The organism is Pantoea sp. DY-15, from assembly GCF_019795935.1.
GTDB classification, from domain to species: Bacteria; Pseudomonadota; Gammaproteobacteria; order Enterobacterales; family Enterobacteriaceae; genus Pantoea; species Pantoea leporis.
Map to the genome: position 1 here is coordinate 308,467 of NZ_JAIMIF010000004.1, position 24,875 is coordinate 333,341.

The 24,875-nt window shown below is 54.4% G+C and carries 17 protein-coding genes and 1 tRNA gene; 8 read left to right on the top strand and 10 right to left on the bottom strand.

Features of this window, described 5'->3' with window-relative positions:
* Positions 1-4 precede the first annotated feature (4 nt).
* The 3 genes from K5Y32_RS16575 to pepA form a co-directional block, all read right to left on the bottom strand.
* The gene (locus tag K5Y32_RS16575) at positions 5-2,860 is read right to left on the bottom strand and encodes a valine--tRNA ligase (RefSeq protein WP_222185170.1); all 2,856 of its coding nucleotides are present in this window, start codon (positions 2,858-2,860) and stop codon (positions 5-7) included.
* Positions 2,861-2,862: 2 nt separating this feature from the next.
* Positions 2,863-3,324, bottom strand: coding sequence for a DNA polymerase III subunit chi (locus K5Y32_RS16580; RefSeq protein ID WP_061718226.1), 462 nt, complete (start codon positions 3,322-3,324; stop codon positions 2,863-2,865).
* 173 nt (positions 3,325-3,497) lie between these two features.
* A complete protein-coding gene (pepA, locus tag K5Y32_RS16585) occupies positions 3,498-5,009 on the bottom strand; it encodes a leucyl aminopeptidase (RefSeq protein WP_008104244.1) in 1,512 nt (503 codons plus the stop codon).
* A gap of 269 nt (positions 5,010-5,278) precedes the next feature.
* Here pepA and lptF point away from each other — a divergent pair, with 269 nt between their 5' ends.
* Positions 5,279-6,379, top strand: coding sequence for an LPS export ABC transporter permease LptF (lptF, locus tag K5Y32_RS16590; protein WP_222185172.1), 1,101 nt, complete (start codon positions 5,279-5,281; stop codon positions 6,377-6,379).
* On the top strand, positions 6,379-7,455 hold the full coding sequence (lptG, locus tag K5Y32_RS16595; protein WP_137385080.1) for an LPS export ABC transporter permease LptG: 1,077 nt from the start codon (positions 6,379-6,381) through the stop codon (positions 7,453-7,455). The genes lptF and lptG overlap by 1 nt, the downstream gene beginning before the upstream one ends.
* Positions 7,456-7,521: 66 nt before the next feature.
* Here the strand turns inward: lptG and K5Y32_RS16600 are convergent, their stop codons facing one another.
* The 3 genes from K5Y32_RS16600 to K5Y32_RS16610 all read right to left on the bottom strand — a co-directional run bounded on the left by K5Y32_RS16600 (position 7,522) and on the right by K5Y32_RS16610 (position 12,263).
* On the bottom strand, positions 7,522-8,799 hold the full coding sequence (locus K5Y32_RS16600; protein WP_222185174.1) for a DUF445 domain-containing protein: 1,278 nt from the start codon (positions 8,797-8,799) through the stop codon (positions 7,522-7,524).
* Between the two features lie 57 nt (positions 8,800-8,856).
* Positions 8,857-10,359 carry a helicase HerA-like C-terminal domain-containing protein gene (locus K5Y32_RS16605; RefSeq protein WP_222185176.1) on the bottom strand — a complete coding sequence of 501 codons (1,503 nt, stop codon included), beginning with the start codon at positions 10,357-10,359 and terminating at the stop codon, positions 8,857-8,859.
* 335 nt (positions 10,360-10,694) lie between these two features.
* Entirely contained in the window at positions 10,695-12,263 is a 1,569-nt protein-coding gene (locus K5Y32_RS16610) for an ABC transporter substrate-binding protein (RefSeq protein ID WP_222185178.1), read from the bottom strand.
* A gap of 532 nt (positions 12,264-12,795) precedes the next feature.
* Here K5Y32_RS16610 and K5Y32_RS16615 point away from each other — a divergent pair.
* From K5Y32_RS16615 to K5Y32_RS16625, 3 genes are read left to right on the top strand one after another with little or no spacing between them, the layout of a single operon-like run.
* Positions 12,796-13,527 carry a gluconate 2-dehydrogenase subunit 3 family protein gene (locus K5Y32_RS16615; RefSeq protein WP_222185180.1) on the top strand — a complete coding sequence of 244 codons (732 nt, stop codon included), beginning with the start codon at positions 12,796-12,798 and terminating at the stop codon, positions 13,525-13,527.
* Positions 13,528-13,564: 37 nt separating this feature from the next.
* Positions 13,565-15,334, top strand: coding sequence for a GMC family oxidoreductase (locus K5Y32_RS16620; protein ID WP_192235833.1), 1,770 nt, complete (start codon positions 13,565-13,567; stop codon positions 15,332-15,334).
* 4 nt (positions 15,335-15,338) lie between these two features.
* On the top strand, positions 15,339-16,589 hold the full coding sequence (locus K5Y32_RS16625) for a cytochrome c (protein WP_222185182.1): 1,251 nt from the start codon (positions 15,339-15,341) through the stop codon (positions 16,587-16,589).
* A gap of 47 nt (positions 16,590-16,636) precedes the next feature.
* On the opposite strand, the gene K5Y32_RS16630 is transcribed toward K5Y32_RS16625, so the two are convergent.
* The 3 genes from K5Y32_RS16630 to K5Y32_RS16640 form a co-directional block, all read right to left on the bottom strand.
* On the bottom strand, positions 16,637-17,314 hold the full coding sequence (locus K5Y32_RS16630; protein ID WP_110868046.1) for a MarC family NAAT transporter: 678 nt from the start codon (positions 17,312-17,314) through the stop codon (positions 16,637-16,639).
* A 114-nt stretch (positions 17,315-17,428) separates the two neighbouring features.
* Positions 17,429-18,064 (bottom strand): hypothetical protein, encoded by a 636-nt coding sequence (locus K5Y32_RS16635; protein ID WP_101762216.1) that lies wholly within the window; start codon positions 18,062-18,064, stop codon positions 17,429-17,431.
* A gap of 95 nt (positions 18,065-18,159) precedes the next feature.
* Positions 18,160-18,639 (bottom strand): carboxymuconolactone decarboxylase family protein, encoded by a 480-nt coding sequence (locus tag K5Y32_RS16640; RefSeq protein ID WP_137385086.1) that lies wholly within the window; start codon positions 18,637-18,639, stop codon positions 18,160-18,162.
* Positions 18,640-18,749: 110 nt separating this feature from the next.
* Between K5Y32_RS16640 and K5Y32_RS16645 the strand changes: the two genes are divergently transcribed.
* Positions 18,750-20,126, top strand: a complete 1,377-nt coding sequence (locus K5Y32_RS16645; protein WP_222185184.1) for a PLP-dependent aminotransferase family protein — start codon at positions 18,750-18,752, stop codon at positions 20,124-20,126.
* Positions 20,127-20,171: 45 nt separating this feature from the next.
* On the opposite strand, the gene K5Y32_RS16650 is transcribed toward K5Y32_RS16645, so the two are convergent.
* Positions 20,172-20,681, bottom strand: a complete 510-nt coding sequence (locus tag K5Y32_RS16650; protein ID WP_101762213.1) for a DUF2501 domain-containing protein — start codon at positions 20,679-20,681, stop codon at positions 20,172-20,174.
* A 273-nt stretch (positions 20,682-20,954) separates the two neighbouring features.
* On the opposite strand from K5Y32_RS16650, the gene K5Y32_RS16655 reads away from it, so the two are divergent.
* A tRNA-Leu gene (locus tag K5Y32_RS16655) sits at positions 20,955-21,039 on the top strand.
* 191 nt (positions 21,040-21,230) lie between these two features.
* Positions 21,231-24,749 carry an AAA domain-containing protein gene (locus K5Y32_RS16660; RefSeq protein ID WP_222185186.1) on the top strand — a complete coding sequence of 1,173 codons (3,519 nt, stop codon included), beginning with the start codon at positions 21,231-21,233 and terminating at the stop codon, positions 24,747-24,749.
* Positions 24,750-24,875: the final 126 nt, after the last annotated feature.

The window sequence follows — 24,875 nt, forward strand, 5'->3', positions numbered from 1 at the left end:
GCGCTTACAATGCCGCAATCACGCCCTGCTGTTCAAACAGTTTTGCTTTTGATTGCTCAAGCTCAGCCACGCGCTCACGCTCTTTGGCGACAACCGCTTCCGGCGCACGTGAGACAAAGCCTTCGTTCGCCAGCTTGGTCTGGATCTTCTCGATTTCAACATCAAGTTTCACCAGCTCTTTCGCCAGACGCTCCAGCTCGGCTTCTTTGTTGACCAGATCCGCCATCGGGATCAGCAACTCAGCGCCTTCAACGATCTTGGTGACCGAAACCGGGCCTTTCTCGCCTGCTGGCAGAATGGTCAGGCTTTCCAGACGCGCCAGACGCGACAGGAAGGTACGGTTCTCTTCGACGCGACGTTGCGCGGCGGCAGAGCAATCACGCAGCAGCACGTCGAGCGGCTTGCTAGGCGCGATGTTCATCTCAGCACGGATATTACGCACCGCGACGATCGCCTGCTTCATCCACTCGATATCGGCTTGCGCCTCGGCATCCTCTTTCGCCGCGTCATACTGCGGGAACGGCTGCAGCATGATGGTATCGTGGTCGATGTTTTTCAGGCCTTTCACACGCTGCCAGATGGTTTCGGTGATGTAAGGAATGATCGGATGCGCCAGACGCAGCAGCGCTTCCAGCACGGTGACCAGCGTATTACGCGTACCGCGCAGTTCCGCTTCGCTACCGCTGGTCATCACCGGCTTGGTCAGCTCCAGATACCAGTCACAGAACTGGTTCCAGGTGAAGTCGTACAGAATGTTGGCCGCGATATCAAAGCGATAGTTATCCAGCGCTTCACGGTAGGCTTTTACGCTGCGGTTGAATTCGCTCAGAATCCAGCGATCCGCCAGCGACAGCTTCATTTCGCCGCCGTTTTGTCCGCAATCCTGCTCTTCGGTATTCATCAGCACGAAGCGGCTGGCGTTCCACAACTTGTTGCAGAAGTTGCGGTAGCCTTCGAGGCGCTTCATATCCCAGTTGATGTCACGACCGGTAGAAGCCAGCGCGGCAAGGGTGAAGCGCAGCGCATCGGTACCTGAAGGCACGATGCCGTCCGGGAATTGCTTCTCGGTACGTTTGCGGATCTTCTCTGCCAGCTGCGGCTGCATCATGTTGCCGGTACGTTTCTCCAGCAGGTCTTCTAGCGAAATGCCGTCAATCATATCCAGCGGATCGATGACGTTGCCTTTCGACTTGGACATCTTCTGGCCTTCTTCATCGCGGATCAAACCGGTCATATAAACGGTTTTGAACGGCACCTGCGGCTTGCCGTTTTCATCTTTGATGAAGTGCATGGTCAGCATGATCATGCGTGCAATCCAGAAGAAGATGATGTCGAAGCCGCTCACCAACACGCTGGTTGGATGGAAGGTACGCAGCGCTTCGGTGTTCTCAGGCCAGCCCAGCGTTGAGAAGGTCCACAGACCGGACGAGAACCAGGTATCCAGCACGTCGTCGTCCTGGCGCAGCGCCACGTCGGCAGCCAGATTGTTTTCCTGACGCACTTCGTCTTCGGTGCGGCCAACATAGACGTTGCCGTCGTTGTCGTACCACGCCGGAATGCGGTGTCCCCACCACAGCTGACGTGAAATACACCAATCCTGAATGTCACGCATCCATGAGAAGTACATGTTTTCGTACTGCTTCGGCACGAACTGGATGTCGCCGTTTTCTACCGCTTCAACCGCGACTTTCGCCAGCGGTGCGGTGCGCACATACCATTGGTCGGTCAGCATTGGCTCGATGACTACGCCGCCGCGATCGCCGTAAGGCACCGTCAGGTCATGTGGTTTGATCTCTTCCAGCAGGCCGATCTCATCAACGGCAGCAACAATCGCTTTACGCGCGGCGAAACGCTCCATTTTCTGGAACTGTGCCGGGATGTCGTCTGCGCACGCGTCGCTGACTTCGCCATTGGTGTCGAACACTTCCGCGCGCTCGCGGATGTCGCCATCAAAGGTCAGAATGTTGATCATCGGCAGCTTATGACGACGACCCACTTCGTAGTCGTTGAAGTCATGCGCAGGCGTGATCTTCACGCAGCCGGTGCCTTTTTCCATATCAGCGTGTTCATCGCCAACGATCGGAATACGACGGTTCACCAGCGGCAGGATCAGCTCTTTTCCGATCAGATCTTTATACCGCGGATCTTCCGGGTTAACCGCGACGCCGGTATCGCCCAGCAGGGTTTCCGGACGCGTAGTCGCCACCACCAGATAATCTTTGCCTTCAGCGGTTTTCACGCCGTCAGCCAGCGGATAGCGAATGTGCCACATCGAGCCTTTGCTCTCGCGATTTTCCACTTCCAGATCGGAGATTGCGGTACGTAGTTTTGGATCCCAGTTTACCAGGCGTTTGCCACGGTAAATCAGGTTCTCTTTGTACAGGCGGACAAACACTTCGCGCACTGCGTTGGACAGACCTTCGTCCATGGTGAAGCGCTCGCGATCCCAGTCAACCGAGTTGCCGAGACGACGCATCTGGCGAGTAATGGTGCCGCCGGATTCCGCTTTCCACTGCCAGATTTTGTCGATAAACGCATCGCGGCCATAATCCTGGCGCGTTTTGCCCTCTTCAGCGGCGATTTTGCGTTCTACCACCATCTGCGTGGCGATACCGGCGTGATCGGTACCGGCCTGCCACAAGGTATTTTTACCCTGCATGCGCTGGTAGCGAATCATGGTATCCATGATGGTCTGCTGGAAAGCGTGACCCATATGCAAGCTGCCGGTGACGTTCGGCGGCGGGATCATGATGCAAAAGCTTTCCTGGCTGGTATCGCCATTCGGTTTAAAGTAGCCCTGCTGTTCCCAGTGCTCGTAGAGCGGCTGCTCGATATCTTGCGGGTTATATGTCTTTTCCATTTCTACACTGTCGTTTGCGGCGAGGGTGGCGTCGCCGTATTCAATTGGAAACCAACGCTGCGATAGGCTTTGTAGCGATCGCGCGCCAGTTGTTTTAGAGATTCTTCATAAGGAACGAAGTCTATCACTTCATGGAAACCAGTAGCAAAATCTGCGAACTGTGGCAGAAGGCTGATCAGCAGATCGCGCGGTGAACTACCGCGACGCTGTGGCCAGGCCAGCTCAACCGGAGCGCCGTAGCGCGGGCCTTCTCCAGCCAGATTGTGCGGCACAAAAGCGTTTGCCGGAAGTTGCCAGAGCGCTTCATCCAGCCGATTGGCTTGTTCTTCGTTTTCACAGGCAATCAGGATGCGTTTGCCGTCACGCCAGCGTGTTTCGGCAAGAGAGCACACCAACGCTTCGATGGCGGTTAGGCCGTCGTCGGCGCTCTCAGACTCCATCACATAGAAAGTGGCGTTTTTCATGGGATCCTTTGGATGAGAGGGGGGTGCTTGGTGCTTGCTGTCCCCCACCTCGGTCCTCCCCCACAAGTGGGGGAGGAAGATGCTGCCCTATGTTAGTTGTGAATTCGCATGTAGCAGCGTCTCCTCCCCCCACTTGTGGGGGAAGGCCGGGATGGGGGACAGCCATCACCAAATCAATCGTCGCCGTTCAACCCTGCGCGATTCAGCAGGAACTGCGACAGCAGCGGTACCGGACGGCCGGTTGCGCCTTTGGCTTTACCGGAACGCCATGCAGTACCGGCGATATCCAGGTGCGCCCAGTTAAACTTACGCGCAAAGCGAGCAAGGAAGCAGGCGGCGGTAATCGCACCGCCAGGACGGCCGCCAATGTTCGCCATATCAGCAAAGTTGGATTCCAGCTGCTCCTGATACTCATCCGCCATAGGCAGACGCCAGGCGCGGTCGCCGGACTGTTCAGACGCGCTGATCAGCTCGTGCGCCAGCGGATTGTGGTTCGACATCAAACCGCTGACATGATGACCCAGCGCAATCACACAGGCGCCGGTCAGCGTGGCCACGTCAATCACCACTTCTGGCTCGAAGCGTTCAACGTAGGTCAGTGCATCGCATAGCACCAGACGGCCTTCCGCATCAGTATTCAGCACTTCAACGGTTTGACCTGACATAGTGGTCAACACGTCGCCCGGACGCATCGATTTGCCATCAGGCATGTTTTCACAGCCCACCAGCACGCCCACCACGTTCAGCGGCAGATTCAGTTCCGCCACCATGCGCATCACGCCATACACAGACGCCGCGCCGCACATGTCGTACTTCATCTCATCCATCGCTTCAGCCGGTTTGATCGAGATGCCGCCGGAGTCGAAGGTTAAGCCTTTGCCGACCAGCACGATAGGACGCGCTTCTGGATCGTTATTGCCTTTGTACTCAATCACCGACATCAGCGATTCATTGTGCGAACCCGCGCCAACCGCCAGATAGGCATTCATCCCCAACTCTTTCATCTGCTGCTCGCCGATGACGCGGGTGGTGACATTTTTGCTGTACGCATCCGCCAGCTGACGCGCCTGTGACGCCAGATACGCGGCGTTACAAATATTTGGCGGCATATTGCTGAGATCTTTGGCGGCTTTCACACCAGCAGCTACGGCCAAACCATGCTGAATGGCACGCTCGCCGCTGGTAAGTTCACGGCGGGTCGGCACGTTGAACACCAGTTTACGCAGCGGACGGCGCGGCTCGACTTTGTTGCTTTTCAGCTGATCAAAGTTGTAGAGCGCTTCTTTAGAGGTTTCGACCGCCTGACGCACTTTCCAGTAAGTATTGCGACCTTTGACGTGCAGTTCAGTCAGGAAGCACACCGCTTCCATTGAGCCGGTGTCGTTCAAAGTATTGATTGTCTTCTGAATGACCTGCTTATACTGGCGCTCATCAAGCTCGCGCTCTTTACCGCAGCCGATCAGCAGGATGCGTTCGGAGAGGATATTCGGCACATGGTGCAGCAGCAGCGTTTGGCCCACTTTTCCTTCCAGTTCACCGCGGCGCAGCAGGGCGCTGATGTAGCCATCGCTGATTTTATCCAGCTGCTCAGCAATGGGTGACAAACGGCGCGGTTCGAAAACGCCAACAACAATGCAGGCGCTACGCTGTTTTTCCGGGCTACCGCTTTTTACACTGAACTCCATGCACTCTCCTGAATCTTAAAGACAACGGCCTTGGCTGTCGTTAGAATGTAGCGCGCTCGTAACTCATTAATTCGTTACGACGCCATGACAATTCAACGCCGGTAGTCATAATGAGTGGTGGTGACAAGTATGTTGTTTTTTCACCACGCTAACGCGTTCGTCATACTATTTTAGCTACGATGACGGCCATTGATGAAGAAAAATGGCTGATAAGCGTTGAAACTAGCGATTTTCCTGCAAAAAGACAAGTTATCACAGGCGTACTAAGCGTGATCATCATTAGATATCTGGTTCGGGAAACGCTCAAAAGCCAGCTGGCTATCCTCTTCATCCTGCTACTGATCTTCTTTTGTCAGAAGTTAGTGCGGATTTTGGGTGCTGCGGTGGATGGCGAAATCCCAACAAACTTAGTTCTGACATTGTTAGGACTTGGCGTGCCTGAAATGGCACAACTTATCCTGCCCCTAAGCCTGTTTCTGGCGATTTTAATGACCCTTGGGCGGCTGTACACCGAAAGTGAAATCACGGTGATGCATGCCTGCGGCCTGGGGAAAAGTGTGCTGATTAAAGCCGCGATGATCCTGATGCTGTTCACCTCGATTGTGGCGGCGGTCAACGTCATTTGGTTAGGGCCATGGTCATCACGTTATCAGCAGGAAGTGACGCAAAACGCCAAAGCCAACCCAGGCGCGGCGGCGCTGGCGGCTGGACAGTTCCAGACCTCCAGCGACGGCAATGCGGTGCTGTTTGTTGAAGATGTGAAGGGCAATACCTTCGGCAACGTGTTCCTGGCGCAGCTGCGTCCGAAAGGCAATGCGCGTCCCTCAGTGGTGCTGGCTGATAGCGGCCACATGGAGCAACACAAAGATGGCTCGCAAGTGGTGACGCTGGATAAAGGCACGCGTTTTGAAGGCACCGCCTTGCTGCGTGACTTCCGCATCACGGACTTCGTCAACTATCAGGCGGTGATAGGCTACAAAGAAGCCACGCTCGATCCGAACGATGCCGATCAGGCGGATATCAGCACGCTGTTCAAGACCAAAACCCCGCAGTTCCAGGCGGAGCTGCACTGGCGCTTAACGCTGGTGTTTGCGGTGCTGATTATGGCGCTGATGGTGGTGCCGCTTAGCGTGGTGAACCCGCGTCAGGGCCGCGTGCTGTCGATGCTGCCAGCCATGCTGCTGTACCTGATCTTCTTCTTACTGCAAAGTTCTCTGCGTTCCAACGCCGCGAAAGGCCGCTTCGATCCGGCCATCTGGATGTGGGTGGTGAACTTCTCCTATCTGGCGCTGGCGGTGCTGCTGAACATGTGGGATACCGTGCCGATGCGTCGCATCCGCGCGCGCTTTAGCCGTGGAGGATCGGTCTGATGTTTAAGGTTCTTGACCGCTATATCGGCAAAACCATCTTCAACACCATCATGCTGACGCTGTTCATGCTGGTGTCGCTGTCGGGCATTATCAAGTTCGTCGATCAGCTGCGTAAAACCGGGCAGGGCGCTTATACCGCCCTCGACGCCGGTTACTACACGCTGCTCAGCGTACCGAAAGATATCGAAATCTTCTTCCCGATGGCGGCGCTGCTGGGCGCATTGCTCGGTTTGGGCACGCTGGCGCAGCGTAGCGAACTGGTGGTGATGCAGGCATCGGGCTTTACCCGCATGCAGGTGGCGCTGGCAGTGATGAAAACGGCGATTCCGCTGGTGCTGTTGACCATGGCGGTGGGCGAATTCGTTGCACCGCAGGGTGAGCAGATGGCGCGTAACTACCGTGCGCAGCAGCTGTACGGTGGCTCGCTGGTTTCAACGCAAAACGGCCTGTGGGCGAAGGACGGCAACGACTTCATCTACATCGAGCGCATCAAAGGCGATAACGAGATTGATGGCGTCAGCATCTATAAGTTCAGCGATCAGCGCCGTTTACTCAGCGTACGCTATGCGGCGAGTGCCGCCTGGAATGCAGATAAAAAGGTCTGGGCGCTGTCGCAGGTCGATGAATCGGATCTGCAAGATGCCAAACAAATTACCGGCTCGCAAAGCCTGAGCGGCGAATGGAAAACCAACCTGACACCTGACAAGCTCGGCGTAGTGGCGCTGGACCCGGACGCGCTCTCGATCACCGGCCTGTATAACTACAGCAAATACCTCAAGCAGAGCGGCCAGGTTGCCGGGCGCTACCAGCTGAATATGTGGAGCAAAATCTTCCAGCCGCTCTCTGTGGCGGTGATGATGCTGATGGCGCTGTCGTTTATCTTTGGTCCGCTGCGTAGCGTATCGATGGGCGTGCGCGTGGTGACGGGGATTAGCTTTGGCTTCCTGTTCTACGTGCTGGACCAGATCTTTGGTCCGCTAAGTCTGGTATACGGTTTGCCGCCGATTCTGGGTGCGATTCTGCCAAGCGGCGCGTTCTTCGCCATCAGCCTGTTCCTGCTGATGAAACGCCGTTAATGTTGGGCGGTCGCCATAAATGGCGACCTTTCCCCGTCCGTAGGGTCGCCATTCATGGCGACCTTTTTACTGAATACGCTCGATCCATCCCGGCACCTGCGACAACACATACAAAATCAGCCCAATCGTCCCGCCAACCAGCGTGCCGTTAATGCGGATAAACTGCAGGTCGCGGCCAATATTCAACTCAATTTGCTGCGACATATCGCGCGCATCCCAGCTTTTCACCGTATCGCTAATATGGCGCGTCAGGAAGGCAGCAAACTCTGGCACCACGCTGCGTGCGGCATCCTCCAGATGCTGATTCATCGAGGCGCGCAGCGCTTCATCGGCCGCCAGGGTTTCGCCCAGCCACAGCGCAGCCAATCTGACGCGCTCCTGCACCCGTGAATCCTCGCTATTCAGATCATCTTTCAGCCAGCCACGTAAATCCTGCCACAGCTCGCCAATGTAGCGATTGAACGACTCATCTTCCTTGAGCCAGCTCTTGATGCTTTCAGCACGTTCAGCCATTTCGGGATCGCTTTTCAGTCGCTCAATCAGCCGCTGCACCGCGCGGTCAAAGCCCAGACGTAACTCATGTCCCTGATCGAGCGCCACCTGATCGAGTATCGAATCCACCGCATTCGCCACCATATCGGCGCTGTGCTCGCCAAGCCATTCGGTTGGCAGCATTTTGGCTTTGATCGGATGTTCGCGCTTCAGCCAGCGCACAATCTGCGCGGCGATAAACTCGCGCGTTCCGGGTTTGTGCAGCAAACGCAGCAGCTGTTTTACCGCCGCATCCAGCAGCTCCTGATGGCGATTATTTTTCGTCAGACTGTCCAGCAGCAGCGCGCTGGATTGGGTGAGATCGACCTTATCCAGCGCGCGATGCACCGCACGGCGCAGAAAGCGCTGAATGCGTTGATCATCGGTGAGATCGAGAAAACCGCGCATCACCTGCAACAGATGGCGACCAATGCGATCGGCGTTGCCCGGCGTGTTGAGCCACTGCGCCAGCATCTGCGATGGATCGTGGCGGCGAATCAGCGCCAGCAGCGAATCGGTATCGAGGAATTTCTCCTGCACGAAGCGACCCAGATTCTCGCCAATGCGATCTTTGTTGCGCGGAATAATCGCCGTATGACGCGAGATAAACGGCACCGGCACGCGCCGGAACAGCGCCACCACGGCGAACCAGTCGGCTAATGCGCCGACCATCGCCGCTTCCGCGATTGCCTTCAGTCCGAGCACCCAAAAGTTGGGGGGCAAAAAAAGCGTTACGACAAAAGTCGCTGCCGCAATCAGCAGCAGCGACAGCGCCAGACGTTTGCTGCGTTTGAGTTGTTGATATTTATCCATAAATCCTTTGTAGGGGAGGCATTCATGCCTCCCATTTTAGAGGGTCGCAAAGAGTTTTTAGCGGCGACGTCCGCCTAACAAACTGCCGAGCACACCACGAATGATCTGATTGGTGACCTGACGCGCAGCACTTTTCGCCACGCTCTGCACCACGCCGTCGCGCTTGCCGCCGCGCGGTCCGGTGGTGCCGAACAGAATGTCTTTCAGGCCGCCGAGAATACCGTCGTCAACGGCAACATTGTTGCCTTTGGCTTCCGGCGCATTGGCTTGCTGCGTGGTGGCCTGCACGCCTTTTTGCAGCATTTCGAACGCCGACTCGCGATCGACTTCGCAATCGTATTTACCGTACAGCGGTGAATTGTTAATCAGGCCGTTTCTTTCATCCTGCGTAACCGGTCCCATGCGCGAGCCGGGCGCAATCACCATCGCCCGCTGCACCATCGATGGACTGCCTTTTTCATCAAGGAAGGAGATCAGCGCTTCGCCGGTGCCGAGCGCCTGAATCGCCTCGACGGTATTAAACGCCGGATTGGAGCGCATGGTTTGGGCGGCGCTTTTTACCGCTTTCTGATCTTTCGGTGTAAAGGCGCGCAGCGCGTGCTGCACGCGGTTGCCGAGCTGGCCCAGTACGTTGTCGGGAATATCAGCGGGATTCTGCGTAACGAAATAGACGCCAACGCCTTTCGAACGGATCAGGCGAATTACCTGCTCAACTTTCTCCAGCAGCACCGGTGGCGCGTCGGTAAACAGCAGATGCGCTTCGTCGAAGAAGAACACCATTTTCGGCTTATCGAGATCGCCGGCTTCGGGCAAGTGCTCATACAGCTCGGCCAGCAGCCACAGCAGGCTGGTGGCGTAGAGTTTCGGCATTTGATAGAGCTTTTCCGCCGAGAGGATGTTGATAAAGCCTTTGCCGTTGCTATCGCAGCGCATCCAGTCGCGGATATCCAGCATCGGCTCGCCAAAGAAGTGCTCAGCACCTTGCTGCTCCAGCGCCAGTAATCCACGCTGAATCGCCCCAACGGACGCGCTGTTGATGTTGCCGTATTGCGTCTGGAAGGCTTTGGCGTTATCGCCGATATACTGCGTCATGGCGCGCAGATCTTTGAAATCCAGCAGCAGCAAGCCCTGATCGTCTGCGATGCGGAAGATGATTTGCAGCACGCCCGATTGCACGTCGTTAAGGTTAAGCAACCGCGCCAGCAGCAGCGGGCCGAGATCGGATACCGTGGCGCGCACCGGATGGCCTTGCTGACCAAAAATATCCCACACCATTACCGGATTTTTCTGCGCCTGCCAGTCGCTGACGCCAATCTTCGCCAGACGCGCCAGCAGCTTCTCGGAACCTTCACCCGCGGCGGAAATGCCGGTGAGATCGCCTTTCACATCGGCCATAAACACCGGCACGCCGATATCGGAGAAGGATTCCGCCAGCTTTTGCAGCGTGACGGTTTTGCCGGTGCCGGTAGCGCCGGTGATCAAACCGTGGCGGTTCGCCATGTTGGAGAGAAGATGCAGTTGAACGTCAGGCTTTTGGGCAATCAGTAACGGAGTGGTCATGATTTTTTCGCTCTCAGGCAATAGGTTATGCCAGAAAGAATAGCAAGCGGCGCGCGAGGAGGGATGAAGATTGTGCCGAAAAAGGGGGAATTAGGTGCGTGCTGCCCCCCATCCCGGCCTTCCCCCGTAAACGGGGGAAGGAGATTAGGTGCGTGCTGCCCCCCATCCCGACCTTCCCCCGTAAACGGGGGAAGGAGATGCTGCCACATGCAGCCTCAGCACCGACATATGGCAGCATCTTCCTCCCCCATTTATGGGGGAGGACCGAGGAGGGGGAAAGCGAGCACAATTTTGGTGGGAGGACCGAGGAGGGGGAAAGCGAGCACAATCTAAAACTATTTCTGCACCGTATCAAAAAACAGCAAACTCACGCCAATCCCTTGCTGCACATGATTCACGTTATTACGCACCGCAACCTGTTGCGCGCCTTGCAGCGTCACTACGAACGGTGAGTTCTGCTGCACGGTTTTCTGCAAATCGGTATAGAGCGCACGGCGCTTAACCGCATCGCTTTCACCGGCCGCTTCGCGGGTTTTCGCACTCAGATCCGGAATATCCCAGCCGACGCGCCACGCCAGGGTTTTGGAACCGCCTGGCACGTTATACGCAAAGGCGCTAGCGTTGGTATTCGGATCGACATAATCCGCGCCCCAGTAAATGAAGATCGACTGGAAATCGCGACCGCGCATTTTGCTCCACAGCTCCGATTCCGCCACCGGCTGCAACTCAATCTGCACATCCGCTTTGGCAAAGCTGGCCTGCAGCGCCTGCGCCACGTCAATGTAGGGCGGCTGATTGATCACCGTCAGCGCAAACTTCGTCCCCGGCTTGATGCCGCCTTTGGCTAAAATCTCTTTGGCTTTGGCCACATCGTAGTGGAACGGCTGATCTTCCAGCGCGCCGTCAAAGCCCTGCGGCAGGAAGCTCTGATGAATGCGGTACTGACCTTTCAGCAAATCCTTCGAGATGGTGTTGTAGTCTACCAACCAGCGCGCGGCTTGCCACAGCGCCGGATTGCCTAATGCCGGTTGCGCTTTGTCTTTGGTATTGAAACCGAGGTAGTAAACCAGGCTCGATGGGAAGGCTTCAATGCGCAGGTTCTTGTCGCTCTTCAGCGCATCAATCTGATCCGGGCCAAGCTGATACGCCACATCGACATCGCCTTGTTGAATCAGCAGACGACGCGCACCGGCATCCGCCACGCCTTTAAGCAGAATGCGTTTCAGCTTCGGCTGCGGATTAGCTTGTTGGTTGGCGCTCAGCACCAGCGCCTGCTGCGGCACATATTGCTGAAGGATAAATGCGCCGCTACCGGCGGAGTTGGTGTGCAGCCAGCCGTTGCCGAAATCGTTATTGGCGACGTGTTGCTGCACGGTTTTGCTATCCACCACCGAGGCAACCGGCGCGGTCAGCAGGCGCAGCGCCAGGTTTTGACCAATCTGCGCTGGCCACTGAATCTCCAGCTGATGGTCATTCAGCACTTTAAACTGGCTGGCGATGTTTTCATTGGTCCAGCCAAATTCGGCGAGGATGAAAGAGGGCGCTTTGTTCAGCTGCACCGCGCGCGTCAGTGAGAAGATCACATCCTGCGCCGTCACCGGATTGCCGCTGGAGAAGTGTGCGTTGGGTTTGATGTTGAACACTAAGCTGTGTGGCGTACTGCCTTGTTGCCAGTGGGTGGCCAGCAGCGGTGCCAGCTTCTGCGGATCATTACGATCTGCCTCCACTAATGTTTGGTAGATGTTGCGCTGCACGCTGTTACTGACGGTTTCGAAGCTTTCAGCGGGGTCGAAGCTAATAATGCCGTCGAGCGGGACGGCGACGACAAGGGTATCTTTCGGTGTGGCGGCGTGCAGTGCAAAACTGCTGCCCCATAAAGCGACGAGCAAAATCAGTGAGCGCATTATTATTGTCCTGAGTGATAGATAAATTCACTCTATCTCTGCCGTCGCTTTGGCAAAATGCCGGTTTGTTCTGAGCTGTGCCGGAAAATAACAATTGATTACTCTGAGGTATTATTACGTTTATTTTGTGCGCGACTTGTCATTTCCACGAAATAGATCGTTCATCTGCTGGTCAATAAAGTAAATAAGATGTTATAAATGAGAATAATTCTCTGGTATGGAAGTATGATTTTTTTTCATTGATTCATTTCTGCAATTATTTCTTTGCGCGATAATACCTGGTCAAATGCCCACTGATTAGTGCCAATATCCCATCAAATGTACGGTTAAACCCCGTTTTTTCGCCTCGAAAGCCTTTTACCAAGCCTTAACCTAAATTCAACATGATGACTGAATTTCATCAAAACACATCCATAATTGAATTTTTACATTCTGAAATACCTATATCCCTAAGATTGCCAGGTTATTTACCGATTTATAAAGCTATTAACAAAAATAATTATCTTTCTTAGCAAGTGAGAGTCGTCGCGCCATGCTTCTAAATAAACCGACCACCAGACGTAAGTTTTTACTTGGGGCGCTGTTGGCTTTGCCATTAAGTGACCTGGTATTTAAGGGATTGACTGCGGCGCAAGCTGCGGAAATGGCAGCACCCGAGCTCGCCGACTATAAACCGATCTTTTTCAGTGCCGATGAGTGGCAATTTATTCTGGCCGCGGCCGATCGCCTGATTCCAGCCGGCGGCAAAGGTAAAGCGCCGGGTGCACTGGAAACCAACGTGCCGATCTTTATCGATCAGCAGCTGCACAGCCCGGAGTTCGGGGCAGAGATCTACATGCAAGGTCCCTTCGACGTGCATGCGCCTGCCACCATGGGTTATCAAATTCCGTTCACGCCGCAGCAGATGTACCAAACCGGTATCAAGCTGGTGAATCAGTGGACGCAAAGCAACTTCCAGAAACCGTTCCATGAGCTGTCACTGGAAGAGAAAGATGCGGTGCTGACTAAAGTGAACAAAAACGACGGCATCGACTTCGCCGCCTTGGGCGAAGAGAACCTGAAAGCCTCGCAGTTCTTCGGCCAGCTGCTTGCAGATACCAAACACGGCTACCTCGCTGACCCGATGTACGGCGGCAACAAAGGCATGAAAGCCTGGATTGCCATCGGCTTCCCGGGCGCACGCGCCAGCTTTACCGAATGGGTGAAGCAGCACAACGTGCCGTACCCGCTGGGACCGGTCAGCCTCCTGGGTGAAAGCGCGTAAGCACACCCCCGTTTTTGGTATGTGAGACAGGATTAACATGGCACAGATTACAAAGAAAGAAGTCGACGTCGTCGTTTGCGGCCTCGGCTGGGCCGGCTCGTTGATGAGTATTGAACTGGCGATGGCGGGACTCGAAGTGCGCGCATTGGAGCGTGGCGGCGAGCGTGATTACCCGGATTTCGCTTATCCGAAACCGGCTGATGAATACGCCTACAACGTGCGTAACAAAGTGTTCGCTACGCCAAAAGAAGTGGCGGTCACTGTGCGTTACAACAGCAGCCAGACGGCGTTGCCGACCCGTAAATGGGGCGCGTTTGCGCCGGGAACCGGCGTGGGCGGCGCGGGCATGCACTGGACGGCGGTGCTGATTCGTCCAACCCCAACCGACCTGAAGCTGAAAACCTACGTCGATGAGGCCTACAAGCCGGGCATCCTGCAGGAAGATATGCGCGTGATGGACTTCCCGTTCACCTGGGAAGAGATCGAGCCGTATTACTACAAGTTTGAGCTGATCTGCGGTCAATCCGGCACCACCGGCAACCTGCGCGGCCAGATTCTGCCGGGCGGCGATCCGTTTGAAGGTCCGCGTTCTGAACCTTATCCGTTGCCTGCACTGGAAGATACGCTGAACAACGTGATGTTCAAAGAGGCGGCCACCAAACTCGGCTACCATCCGTTCCCGAACCCATCTGCGTGCGTATCACGCGCGTGGAAAAACCCGTACGGCAACCAGATCGCACCGTGTAACTACTGCGGCTACTGCTCGAAATATCCGTGCCTCAACTACTCTAAAGCCTCACCACAAACGGCGGTGATGGATGCATTGAAACGTATGCCGAACTTCTCTTACGAAGTGCATGCGGAAGTGGTGAAAGTGGTACTGCATGACGACCAGAAAACCGCCAAGGGCGTGATTTACTACGATGTGGACGGCAACGAAGTGTTCCAGCCGGCGAAGATCGTGGTGCTCTCCAGCTTCCAGCTTTATAACGTACGCCTGATGCTGCTCTCCGGTATCGGCAAGCCGTATAACCCCATCACCGAAGAAGGTGTGGTGGGGCGTAACTACGCGTTCCTGTCAAACGGCGGCGCAACCCTGTTCTTTAAAGACAAAAACTTCAACTCTTACGCCACCGCCGGCGCCACCGGCCAGATGTTCAACGACATCTCACCAGGCAACTTCGATGGTCCGGGCCTCGGTTTCCTCGGCGGCGCCAAGATCCACAGCTCGCAAGCCACCGGCACGCCAATGGCGGCGGCGTTGCCGAAAGGCACACCGAGCTGGGGCATGGGTTACAAGGAAGGTCTGGAGGAGTGGTACAACCATTCCATGAAGATCAGCATCACCACTACCTGCCAGTCGTACCGCGATATCTATCTGGATCTGGATCCAAACTACACCGACCATCGCGGTCAGCCGTTGCTGCGTATGACGTTCAACTGGAAAGAGAACGAACTGAAGCTGCAACAGCACCTGAAAGGCATCGTCGGCAACATCGCCAAAGAGCTTAACCCAGACAGCATGAGCATGAGCTTCCTGCCGATGGGCGCGGACTTTGACCTCACCAAATACGTTTCGACCCACAACGTGGGCGGCGCGGTGATGGGCGATAACCCGAAAACCTCTGCACTGAACAAGTACCTGCAGAGCTGGGATGTTCATAACGTGTTTGTGCCGGGCGGCAACGCCTTCCCGCAAAATTTCCAGGCGAACCCGACCGATACCATCGGCGCGATCACCTTGATGGCGGCACAAGCCATTAAAGAACATTATCTGAAAAATCCCGGTCCACTGGTACAGGCATAAGCGCATGAAATTAAAATCATTGTTAATCGCCAACGCCGTGCTGCTGGGCAGCTTTGCACTGCAGGCACACGCAGAAGATGAAGCTCAATTGATCAAGCAGGGTGAATACCTGTCGCGTCTCGGCGACTGTATGGCGTGCCATACCGTTTCCGGTAAAGGGGATTACGCTGGTGGTTTGGCGATTGAGTCGAATCTCGGCACCATTTACTCCACCAACATCACGCCGGACAAAGAGCACGGCATCGGCAACTACAGCGAGCAGCAGTTCTCCGACGCGGTGCGCAAAGGCGTATTGCCGGATGGGTCGCGTCTCTATCCGGCGATGCCGTACCCGGATTACGCCAAAATCTCCGACGCCGATATGCACGCGCTTTACGTCTACTTCATGAAAGGCGTGAAGCCAAGCAGCGAGCAGCCGCCGGAAACCGATCTGAGCTTCCCGTTCAGCCAGCGCTGGGGCATGCGCTTCTGGAACTGGGCGTTCACCTCTGACAAGCCATTCCAGCCAATTGGCGGCGCGTCAGAAGAGGTTAATCGCGGTGCTTACATCGTCGAAAGCCTGGGTCACTGCGGCAGCTGCCATACGCCACGTGGCCTCGGCATGAACGAGAAAGCGCTGGATAGCGGCGACGATCAGTTCCTTGCCGGTGGCAGCCTGAACAGCTGGGATGTACCGTCACTGCGCGGTCTGCCGCGCTGGAGCGAGCAGGAGATTGTCGATTACCTGCAAACCGGTCGTAACGATAAGGCTGCAGTGGGCGGTGAGATGAAGTCAGTGATTGAGCACTCGAGCTCGCACATGACCGATGCTGACCTGAAAGCGATTGCCTCCTATCTGAAGTTCCTTGGCGGCAACCCGGCGCTGCAGGCGTATGACGTGAAGAAACAGCAGGCGACGGAAGCGAAACTGACCGCTGCGAAAGGCTTGTCGGAAGGTGAGCGTCTGTATATCGACAACTGCGGCGCCTGCCACTTTGTCACCGGTAAAGGTGCGCCGGGGATCTTCCCGGAGCTGGATCAGGCGACCATCGTCAATGCCAAGGATCCAGGTGGTTTGATCCACACCATTCTGGCCGGTGCGCAGCAGCCATCCACTGAGAAAGCGCCATCAACGCTGGCAATGCCTGGTTTTGCTAAGCGTCTGGATGATGATCAAGTGGCTAAACTGGCGACCTTCATTCGTCAGGGCTGGAGCAACAATGCGCCAGCGGTGACGAAAGATCAGGTAGCAGAAGTACGTAAGACGTTGAAATAAAACATTAAGGTCGTCATTCATGGCGACCTTTTTTTCATCCCACGATATCAATGATAATTGTGAATCACTTCTAACACGCCGTTAATCACGAACTGCACGCCCATACACACCAGCAAAAAGCCCATCAGACGTGAAATCGCTTCGATGCCGCCTTTACCTACCAGCTTCATGATGGCGCCGGAACTGCGCAGCGAAATCCACAGAATCACCGACACGGCCAAAAACGTCAGCACTGGCGCAACGGCAACTACCCACGCCGGGAAATCTACGCCCGATTTAACCGTCGACGCGGAACTGATGATCATCGCAATGGTGCCCGGTCCCGCGGTGCTCGGCATCGCCAGCGGCACAAATGCGATGTTGACGGTTTCACGGTTGCTGTCGGTCGCGTCCAGTTCATCCTGCTTGTGCTCGGCTTCGACCGAATGCCCGACCGGTTTCGCCGGAAATAGCATGCGAAAACCGATAAACGCCACAATCAATCCGCCCGCCATACGCAGGCCGGGAATGGAGATGCCAAAGGTGTGCAGCACCGCGCTGCCGGCGTACCACGCCACCATCATGATCAGGAAAACGTAGATCGAGGCTTGCATCGCCTGGCGATTACGCTCCTGGAAATTCATCTCTCCGGCCAGGCCGAGAAACAGCGCCACCGTGGTCAGCGGATTGGCGAGCGGCAAAATCACCACCAATCCCAGCCCTATGGCTTTAAACAACTCCAGCATGAAATTTCCTCAGAATTCCAGGTCGCCATAAATGGCGACCCTACCAAAGCCGCAATGCCCTCCGTAGGGGCGCCATTTATGGCGACCTTGGTGGGCACCGCACCTACCCAAACATCAATGCTTCGGCGTATCCAGCGCCTCGATCAGCTCAGGGAAGAAATCCTGCAGCAGCTCAGGCGTCATCAGTTCGGGATAATTGATTAAATGCTCGCGAATGCGCTCATTCACATCCGGCAGCAGGCGTTGGGCGGCGTCTTGCGCACTGATCTTCTTCTGCTTCATCAGGCGCAGCACGTCATCCGGCAGATTGTCTTCATCTTCAACTTCATCCACACCTTCGAGATCGTCCAGCTCATCCAGCAGATCCATCAACGCTTCAATCTGCGGCGTGCGTGACTGGTATTCGGATGGCTGCTCGTTCTCCAGATAACGCAGCAACGCGCGCACCGGTGAACCATCGGGTTCGGCAGGCGGTTCGTTGGCGAACCAGGTCAAGAGATCGTGCTGCGTCACCTGATGGACGTGATAACCGTTATCCACCAACTCATCGGCAAGGATATCGGCGGTATCGTGCTCAATCAGGCAAATGTGGGTGCGATTAGGCGTGAACTGCTCCAGCCACTGATAGATCTCTTCAATTACGCTGTCGTCGTAAATAAAGTGTTGGCTGAGATAGCTGTCATCCTGCTGGTGAACGCAGATGTGAATCTGGTCGGGATCGAAGTAAATCGCAATGTTGATGCCTTTCATGTGCGCTGTCCTGTGTGGTGCAAAATCTCACTATAGCCTCAGGCAGCGCAGATGAACATGGTGCCGCCAGCAGCATGAGCGACTGGCGGTAAAAATTAACGTAAATCAGCACGATCCAACCCATAAGCGCTGTCCAGTGCACCCGGCGTCATCTGCGATAGCACCATCAGGCGATTCCAGGTGTTGATCACCGCGATACAGAACGTCAGCTCGCTGGTCTCCACTTCGGAGAAGTGCGCGCGCACCTCGCTGTACAGCGCTTCGTCGATGCCGTGATCGCCCAGACGCGTCAGCGCTTCGGTCAGCGCCAGCGCCGCTTTCTCTTTGGCGGTGAACAGCGGGGATTCGCGCCAAATCGCCACATGGTGCAGACGTAACTCGCGCTCGCCGTGCAGTTTGGCCTCTTTCACATGCATGTCGACGCAGAACGCGCATTGATTGAGCTGCGAGGCGCGCAGATCGACCAGATGCTTCAGTGAGGTTTCTAATGAAACATTACTGACGTTCATGGAGAGATCGGACATGGCTTTGACCAGTGTCGGAACGGTTTTGAAGTGGTTAACGCGTGCAGTCATGTTTTTTTCCTCAGGTCAGTCGTTTTTCAATGCGAAGGTGATGCGGGCATCTTAAACTTCCATGTCTGAGTGAAAAGGGTCAAAAAACGTGAAAACAGGTAGGGCATGGCGTGGGTTATAAAGAGATTTATGCGCGATATCGCCAGCAGATTCTTGCAGGGCAGCTGAAGCCGGGCGAGCGCGTACCGGCGATCCGTACGCTGGCTAGTGAGTTACAAGTGGCGCGAAAAACGGTGGAAGCCGCTTATGACATCCTGATCGGCGAAGGCTATTTTGTCAGTCAGGGCGCGAAGGGCACGCGCGTTAATCCCGAACTGATTCTGCCGGAAACAACCGGGAAAACGGCAGTGCCTGCGCCGTCAGTGAGCGCGTTAACCCAGCGTGAGAGCAAAGGCGAGCTGCGGCTTGGCATTCCGGCGCTGGATGCGTTTCCGCACAAAAAATGGCTGCTGATTTCCGGCAAAGCGGCGCGCAGCCTGCGCGCCGATGAGATGATTTTGCCGCCGGTCATGGGCTATCAGCCGCTGCGGGAGGCCATCGCCAGCTACCTGAATATTTCGCGTGGGCTTAACTGCCAGCCGGAACAGATTTTCATCACCAGCGGCTATCGCGCCAACCTGCGACTCATTTTGGCGGTGCTGGCGCAGCCAAGCGACAAGGTATTGTTTGAAGATCCCGGCTATTTCTTCGGGCAAAAACTGCTGAAGCGGATCGCGCCAAATCTGCATTACGTGCCGGTCGATCGGCAAGGCATGGATGTGGATTATCTGCTGCGCTATCACGCCGATGCGCGTTTCGCCATCGTCACGCCTACGCATCACAGCCCGCTGGCGGTAACCTTATCGCTGCCGCGCAAACATCAACTGCTGGAGTGGGCACAGCACAATGACAGCTGGATCATTGAAGATGATTACGACGGCGAGTTTCACTACACGCGCAAAGTGATTCCGGCGCTGAAAAGCCTCGATGTGCACGATCGGGTGATTTACACCGGCACCTTCAGCAAAACCATGATGCCGGCGATGCGCGTGGGTTATCTGGTGATGCCGAAAGAGACCATCGCGCGCTTCAGCGAGTTGGGGGAAATCCTTGAAACCGGCATGTCGCTGCTGCCGCAAAAGATTCTGGCGCAGTTCCTGAGCGAAGGGCATTTCTATCGTCACATTAAAAAGATGCGCACTCTTTATCAGCAGCGACGCCGCATGATGCTGGATGCCTTACAGGCGTGTTTCCCGGATGTGTTTGATTTTGAACTGACGGATGGCGGCATGCACATTGTCGCCTTCCTGCCGCGCGGCACGCAGGATACGGCGCTGGCGGAGATTTGGCAGCGGCATCAGCTGCGCGTCTTGCCGCTTTCCGGCTGGTATATGCAGACGCAGAAACGCTATGGCCTGGTGATTGGCTATACCAACATTCGGTCGCTGGACCAGGCGCGGGAGTTGTTGCAGAGAACGGTGCTGGAGACGCGAGCGTTACTGGACTAAAGAAAAGGCGCGAGGGACAGCTCGCGCCTTGATATCGGCGCGTCCTTACATGCCGATATATTTTTTGCCTTGCTTCAGAACCACATCGCAGGCTTTGGTTTTCAGCTTCTCACCCATCGGCGAGTTGCTCAGACTTTGCAAATTCAGTTGCTGACCGTTGCCAGTGTTAAGCAAGCCTTGCAAACCCTGCTGGTAATCGGTTTTCTGCTCTTGCGCGGTGGTGCTGTTCAGGCCGAGTTTGCTCAGCACCTGATCTTTTACCGACTTCACGTTGTTATCCACCACGTTGTGCTGCACGCAGTAGGACATCACGCCTGCGGCGTTGGTCATGCTGTTGGAACTCACCGCTTTATCGCCGCCGTTGAGCAGGCCGGTAAGCGATGAGAGCGACATGCCGCCATTCTGCGTGGTGCTGGTGTTGCTGGTGCTGTTGTTTTGCTGTGACAGCTGCGATGCCGCGCTGCTCAGCTGATCCTGCCAGCTTGCTGCCGATGCGCTCCCCGCAACCATGGCTGCCGCGATGCCCCATCCCCAAATCATGCGTTGTACTTTCATCTCAACCTCGTTGTCTTTTATGTTCTGACTGCGTCAGTTTTGGTTAAGAGAGGTTTGAATTCGGAAAGTTCCAGTTAACCGGGCTGATTGGGGAAAATTGGGACCGTTCTGGGTTTTAATTTTTGAACGTCGGTTGGCAGGATCGACGGTATAACAAGCAGTTATCCGCGAAATGCTGTTTTTTTCAACGCTTAGCGCACATCCCTAACGATTCCGGTTGCGCACGCTGTTCGTAACGGTATAATCCCCAACGTTTTCCGCATCCTCTTCAGTGCCGAAGTGGCGAAATCGGTAGACGCAGTTGATTCAAAATCAACCGTAGAGATACATGTCGGTTCGAGTCCGACCTTCGGCACCATCGATTGATGCAAAATTGAGTCGCTTACGAGCGGCTTTTTTTGTATCTGAAATCTGGCTTTTTACCTAATCTCACTCCCTTAGCAACATAAACAAATTATTGCGATCGCGTTCTCATCGTGGACAATGTTCAACCATGGGTTGCGTTAATATCAATTAAATCAATAATTTTATTATGTCAAGGGATGGATAATGGACAGGAATACTCTGGGATTCACATCATACTGGCGTAATTCTTTAGCCGATGCCGAATCAGGGAAAGGGGCATTTGAGCGTAAGGATGCGGATAAATTTACTCGTTGGGTGGACATCAGCACGGGACGGCTGGATGAAGAGACTGTTAATGCGTTTTTTGAGGGTGAAGGTGACACGGTAAAAACCGTTGAGGTAGTGCTACGACCTAAAGCCTGGTTACGTTTGCTACAGCACGGCAAAGAGCGAACGGCAGGCGCTCCTGGAATAGTCACACCGCTGGTATCATCTGCGCTACTTAATCGCGAAGGTTTTTTGTTCCCTACTTCATCGGCCACTATCCCCCGTGATCTATTAGAGCCTCTCCCAAAAGGCACCTTCTCAATTGGCGAGATGGCGCAATATGATAGATATAAAACCACGCATAACTCGACCACCTTTGAAGTGGATTACGAACAGCAATACGAAGAGGAAAATGACGAGCAGCGAGCCCAGCGGTATGAGAAGCATCAGCTGCAGTGGCAAAAATTTCAGACTGAAATAAGCAATTTGCTGGAATACGTAATCGGACAATGGGTCGCCACCCACGAGCAATATGAACTCGCCGAATATGGTTACGTTATAAAAGCCAACCAGCCCGGCGGTGCCAGCCGCCATATCCTCCCTCTGTATGATCATCTTCGGGTGTGCAAGAAAGAGGTTCCGCTATTAACACGCTTTGCTTCGACTGCCAGGCCGATCCTGGAACCGTTGCTTGCATCTAATGCGAAATTCAGCGAGCGATTAGGCCATTCAGGAGATGAATTCCCGCTTGCTGTGGCGCAGCGCGACGCTCTTAACCATTATCTCACGCAGCAGTCGGGCGATATCCTTGCCGTCAATGGTCCGCCGGGAACTGGAAAAACTACACTTGTTCTCTCAATCATTGCTACTGAATGGGTTAAAGCGGCATTTAACAAATCTGAACCACCGGTAGTGATTGCCACCTCAACCAACAACCAAGCCGTTACCAATATCATTGAGGCCTTCGGTAAAGACTTTTCCACTGGAACAGGGGCTATGGCCGGGCGCTGGCTACCGGAACTAAAAAGTTATGGTGCTTATTTCCCTTCTCAAATGCGTGAAGCTGAGGCCGCTAAAAAGTACCAGACTGAAGACTTTTTCAACCGTGTGGAATCTACCGAATACGTTGAAGATGCGCTGGTACTTTATCTGGAGAGGGCAAAAGTAGCCTTCCCATCTGCGGAATGCCGTTCTCCAGAACAAGTTGTGAATCTACTACATGAGCGATTAACCACGCAGTTAGCTCAGCTTAAACATATTGAGCAGGCTTGGGGGAATTTGATCCGCATTCGCGAGGAGCGGATCCACCTTAGCGAAGACCTCGACCTTTATATTCACGATAAAAGTAAGCTACTGCTCGATAGCACAAAAGACATTGCGTTGTTAACTCAGGGTAAAAAGCAGTGGCAACAGTATCGTGCCAGCGAGTCGATGCTCTATGCGATCTTCTCCTGGATTCCCGCGGTTCGTACAAAGCGCCACTATCAGATTAACCTCTTACTCGACACTACGTTTGGTACAAGAATGGCCGAGTTTAAGGGCTCAGCGCCGGAAGATGTTGATGCTTATATCGACGGGCTTATTGCTCGCGCCCAAAAAGAGCAGGCCAAGTACCAGCAGCAGATTGATTTTGCTCAGGACGTTTCCAGACGTGAAAGCGAAGCTCTGCGAGTTTGGCATGGTTTCTCGGTTTCCCTGGGACATGCGGGCAAAGATGAGATAACCCTTGCTGTGGCTGATGCGCTCGCCGATACGGCTATCCGATTCCCGGCATTTCTTACTGCATCTCACTACTGGGAGGGGCGATGGCTGATGGACATGGCCGCCATTGGCGATCTTCGAAAGGAAAAAGGTCGTAAGGGGGCGAAAGCTACCCTGGCTCGCTGGCATCGAAGAATGAAGCTCACCCCTTGTGTGGTGATGACCTGTTACATGCTGCCTCGTCATATGGTCATCAGCGAACATGTTGGCGGCGCTAAGAAATTTGAATCCGGATATTTTTATAATTTTGCCGATTTATTAATTGTTGATGAAGCGGGGCAGGTATTGCCGGAGGTAGCCGCAGCCTCCTTCGCATTAGCAAAAAAAGCGTTAGTAATTGGCGATACGGAACAGATCGCACCCATCTGGAACAGTTTGCCGGGCATTGATATCGGCAATATGGTTGAGGAGAACCTCCTCCCTGTCGGTACACAGGAAGCGCTAGCGGAGACTTATGCGCTTATATGTGATTCAGGGAAAAGCTCGGCATCGGGCAGCGTGATGAAAATCGCCCAATTTAGCTCGCGCTACCAGTATGACCCGGATCTGGCCCGCGGCATGTATCTGTATGAGCATCGCCGCTGTTTCGATAACATCATCGGTTACTGTAACGCGCTCTGCTACCACGGCAAGTTACAGCCAAAACGGGGCGGTGAAAAAGAGACACTTTTTCCAGCGATGGGTTATCTGCATATTAATGGGTTGGGTAAACGGGCAAACGGTGGCAGCCGATACAACACTTGTGAAGCCGAGACAATAGCGGCTTGGCTGGCGACCCATAAAGAAGAAATAGAGCATCATTATGACAAACCACTGCATCAAACGGTGGGAATCGTAACGCCATTTTCGGCGCAGGTGAACGCTATTAGAGCCTCATTGAGTAAGCTGGGTATTAACTGTGGTGGAGATGATGATTCACTGACCGTCGGCACTGTTCACTCCCTGCAAGGTGCAGAAAGAGCAATCGTGATCTTCTCCCCAGTTTATTCCAAACATGAGGATGGTGGATTTATCGACAGCGACAGCAGCATGTTGAACGTTGCGGTCTCCCGCGCTAAAGATAGTTTCCTGGTCTTTGGGGACATGGATTTATTTGAGATCCAACCTGCCTCTTCGCCAAGAGGATTATTGGCAAAATACTTGTTTGCACAAGACAGCAACGCATTAGCGTTTGAATTTCAGGTACGTAAAGACTTGAACGCAGCCCAGATGCCCGTTTCTACGCTACATGGGGTAGATCAGCATGATGCATTTCTGAATCAGACATTGGGTACAATCGAGAAGAGCATTACCATTGTCTCTCCTTGGTTGACCTGGCAAATGCTTGAGCAAACTGGCTTTTTAAACTCAATGATTCAGGCACGTGCTCGCGGTGTTGATATTACTGTGGTGACGGACAAGCATTACAATACCGAACATAGTGATTATGAAAAGCGTCAAGAAAAACAGCGGCGGCTTCACAGCGCACTGGAAAAACTGAATGAGTTTGGTGTTACTACTAAGCTGGTCAATCGCGTTCACAGTAAAATCGTAATTGGGGACGAGCGTTTACTGTGTGTTGGTTCGTTTAATTGGTTTAGCGCCACACGAGAAGATAAGTATCAACGGTACGATACGTCGATGGTGTATCGCGGAGATAACTTAAAAGGTGAAATTAAAACGATTCACACGAGTTTGATTCAACGCCAATTGTGAGGCGGAGCCACATCATGTCCGAGGTGAGTTTGGCGTTATGTGTATCAAATTAATAGCGCCAAGCCTTTTTTCACCGTCAAACGGCAGCTTAATGGAAACGGCTTAGTAAGTTGCTTGCACCTTTAA

Excerpts from the sequence above, each read along its gene's own strand:
- K5Y32_RS16605 (WP_222185176.1), bottom strand. The coding sequence starts at position 10,359 with ATGACCACTCCGTTACTGATTGCCCAAAAGCCTGACGTTCAACTGCAT.
- K5Y32_RS16640 (WP_137385086.1), bottom strand. The coding sequence starts at position 18,639 with ATGACTGCACGCGTTAACCACTTCAAAACCGTTCCGACACTGGTCAAA.
- K5Y32_RS16600 (WP_222185174.1), bottom strand. The coding sequence starts at position 8,799 with ATGGATAAATATCAACAACTCAAACGCAGCAAACGTCTGGCGCTGTCG.
- K5Y32_RS16580 (WP_061718226.1), bottom strand. The coding sequence starts at position 3,324 with ATGAAAAACGCCACTTTCTATGTGATGGAGTCTGAGAGCGCCGACGAC.
- K5Y32_RS16610 (WP_222185178.1), bottom strand. The coding sequence starts at position 12,263 with ATGCGCTCACTGATTTTGCTCGTCGCTTTATGGGGCAGCAGTTTTGCA.
- K5Y32_RS16615 (WP_222185180.1), top strand. The coding sequence starts at position 12,796 with ATGCTTCTAAATAAACCGACCACCAGACGTAAGTTTTTACTTGGGGCG.
- K5Y32_RS16660 (WP_222185186.1), top strand. The coding sequence starts at position 21,231 with ATGGACAGGAATACTCTGGGATTCACATCATACTGGCGTAATTCTTTA.
- K5Y32_RS16635 (WP_101762216.1), bottom strand. The coding sequence starts at position 18,064 with ATGAAAGGCATCAACATTGCGATTTACTTCGATCCCGACCAGATTCAC.
- K5Y32_RS16625 (WP_222185182.1), top strand. The coding sequence starts at position 15,339 with ATGAAATTAAAATCATTGTTAATCGCCAACGCCGTGCTGCTGGGCAGC.
- K5Y32_RS16575 (WP_222185170.1), bottom strand. The coding sequence starts at position 2,860 with ATGGAAAAGACATATAACCCGCAAGATATCGAGCAGCCGCTCTACGAG.
- K5Y32_RS16620 (WP_192235833.1), top strand. The coding sequence starts at position 13,565 with ATGGCACAGATTACAAAGAAAGAAGTCGACGTCGTCGTTTGCGGCCTC.
- K5Y32_RS16650 (WP_101762213.1), bottom strand. The coding sequence starts at position 20,681 with ATGAAAGTACAACGCATGATTTGGGGATGGGGCATCGCGGCAGCCATG.
- pepA (WP_008104244.1), bottom strand. The coding sequence starts at position 5,009 with ATGGAGTTCAGTGTAAAAAGCGGTAGCCCGGAAAAACAGCGTAGCGCC.
- lptG (WP_137385080.1), top strand. The coding sequence starts at position 6,379 with ATGTTTAAGGTTCTTGACCGCTATATCGGCAAAACCATCTTCAACACC.
- K5Y32_RS16630 (WP_110868046.1), bottom strand. The coding sequence starts at position 17,314 with ATGCTGGAGTTGTTTAAAGCCATAGGGCTGGGATTGGTGGTGATTTTG.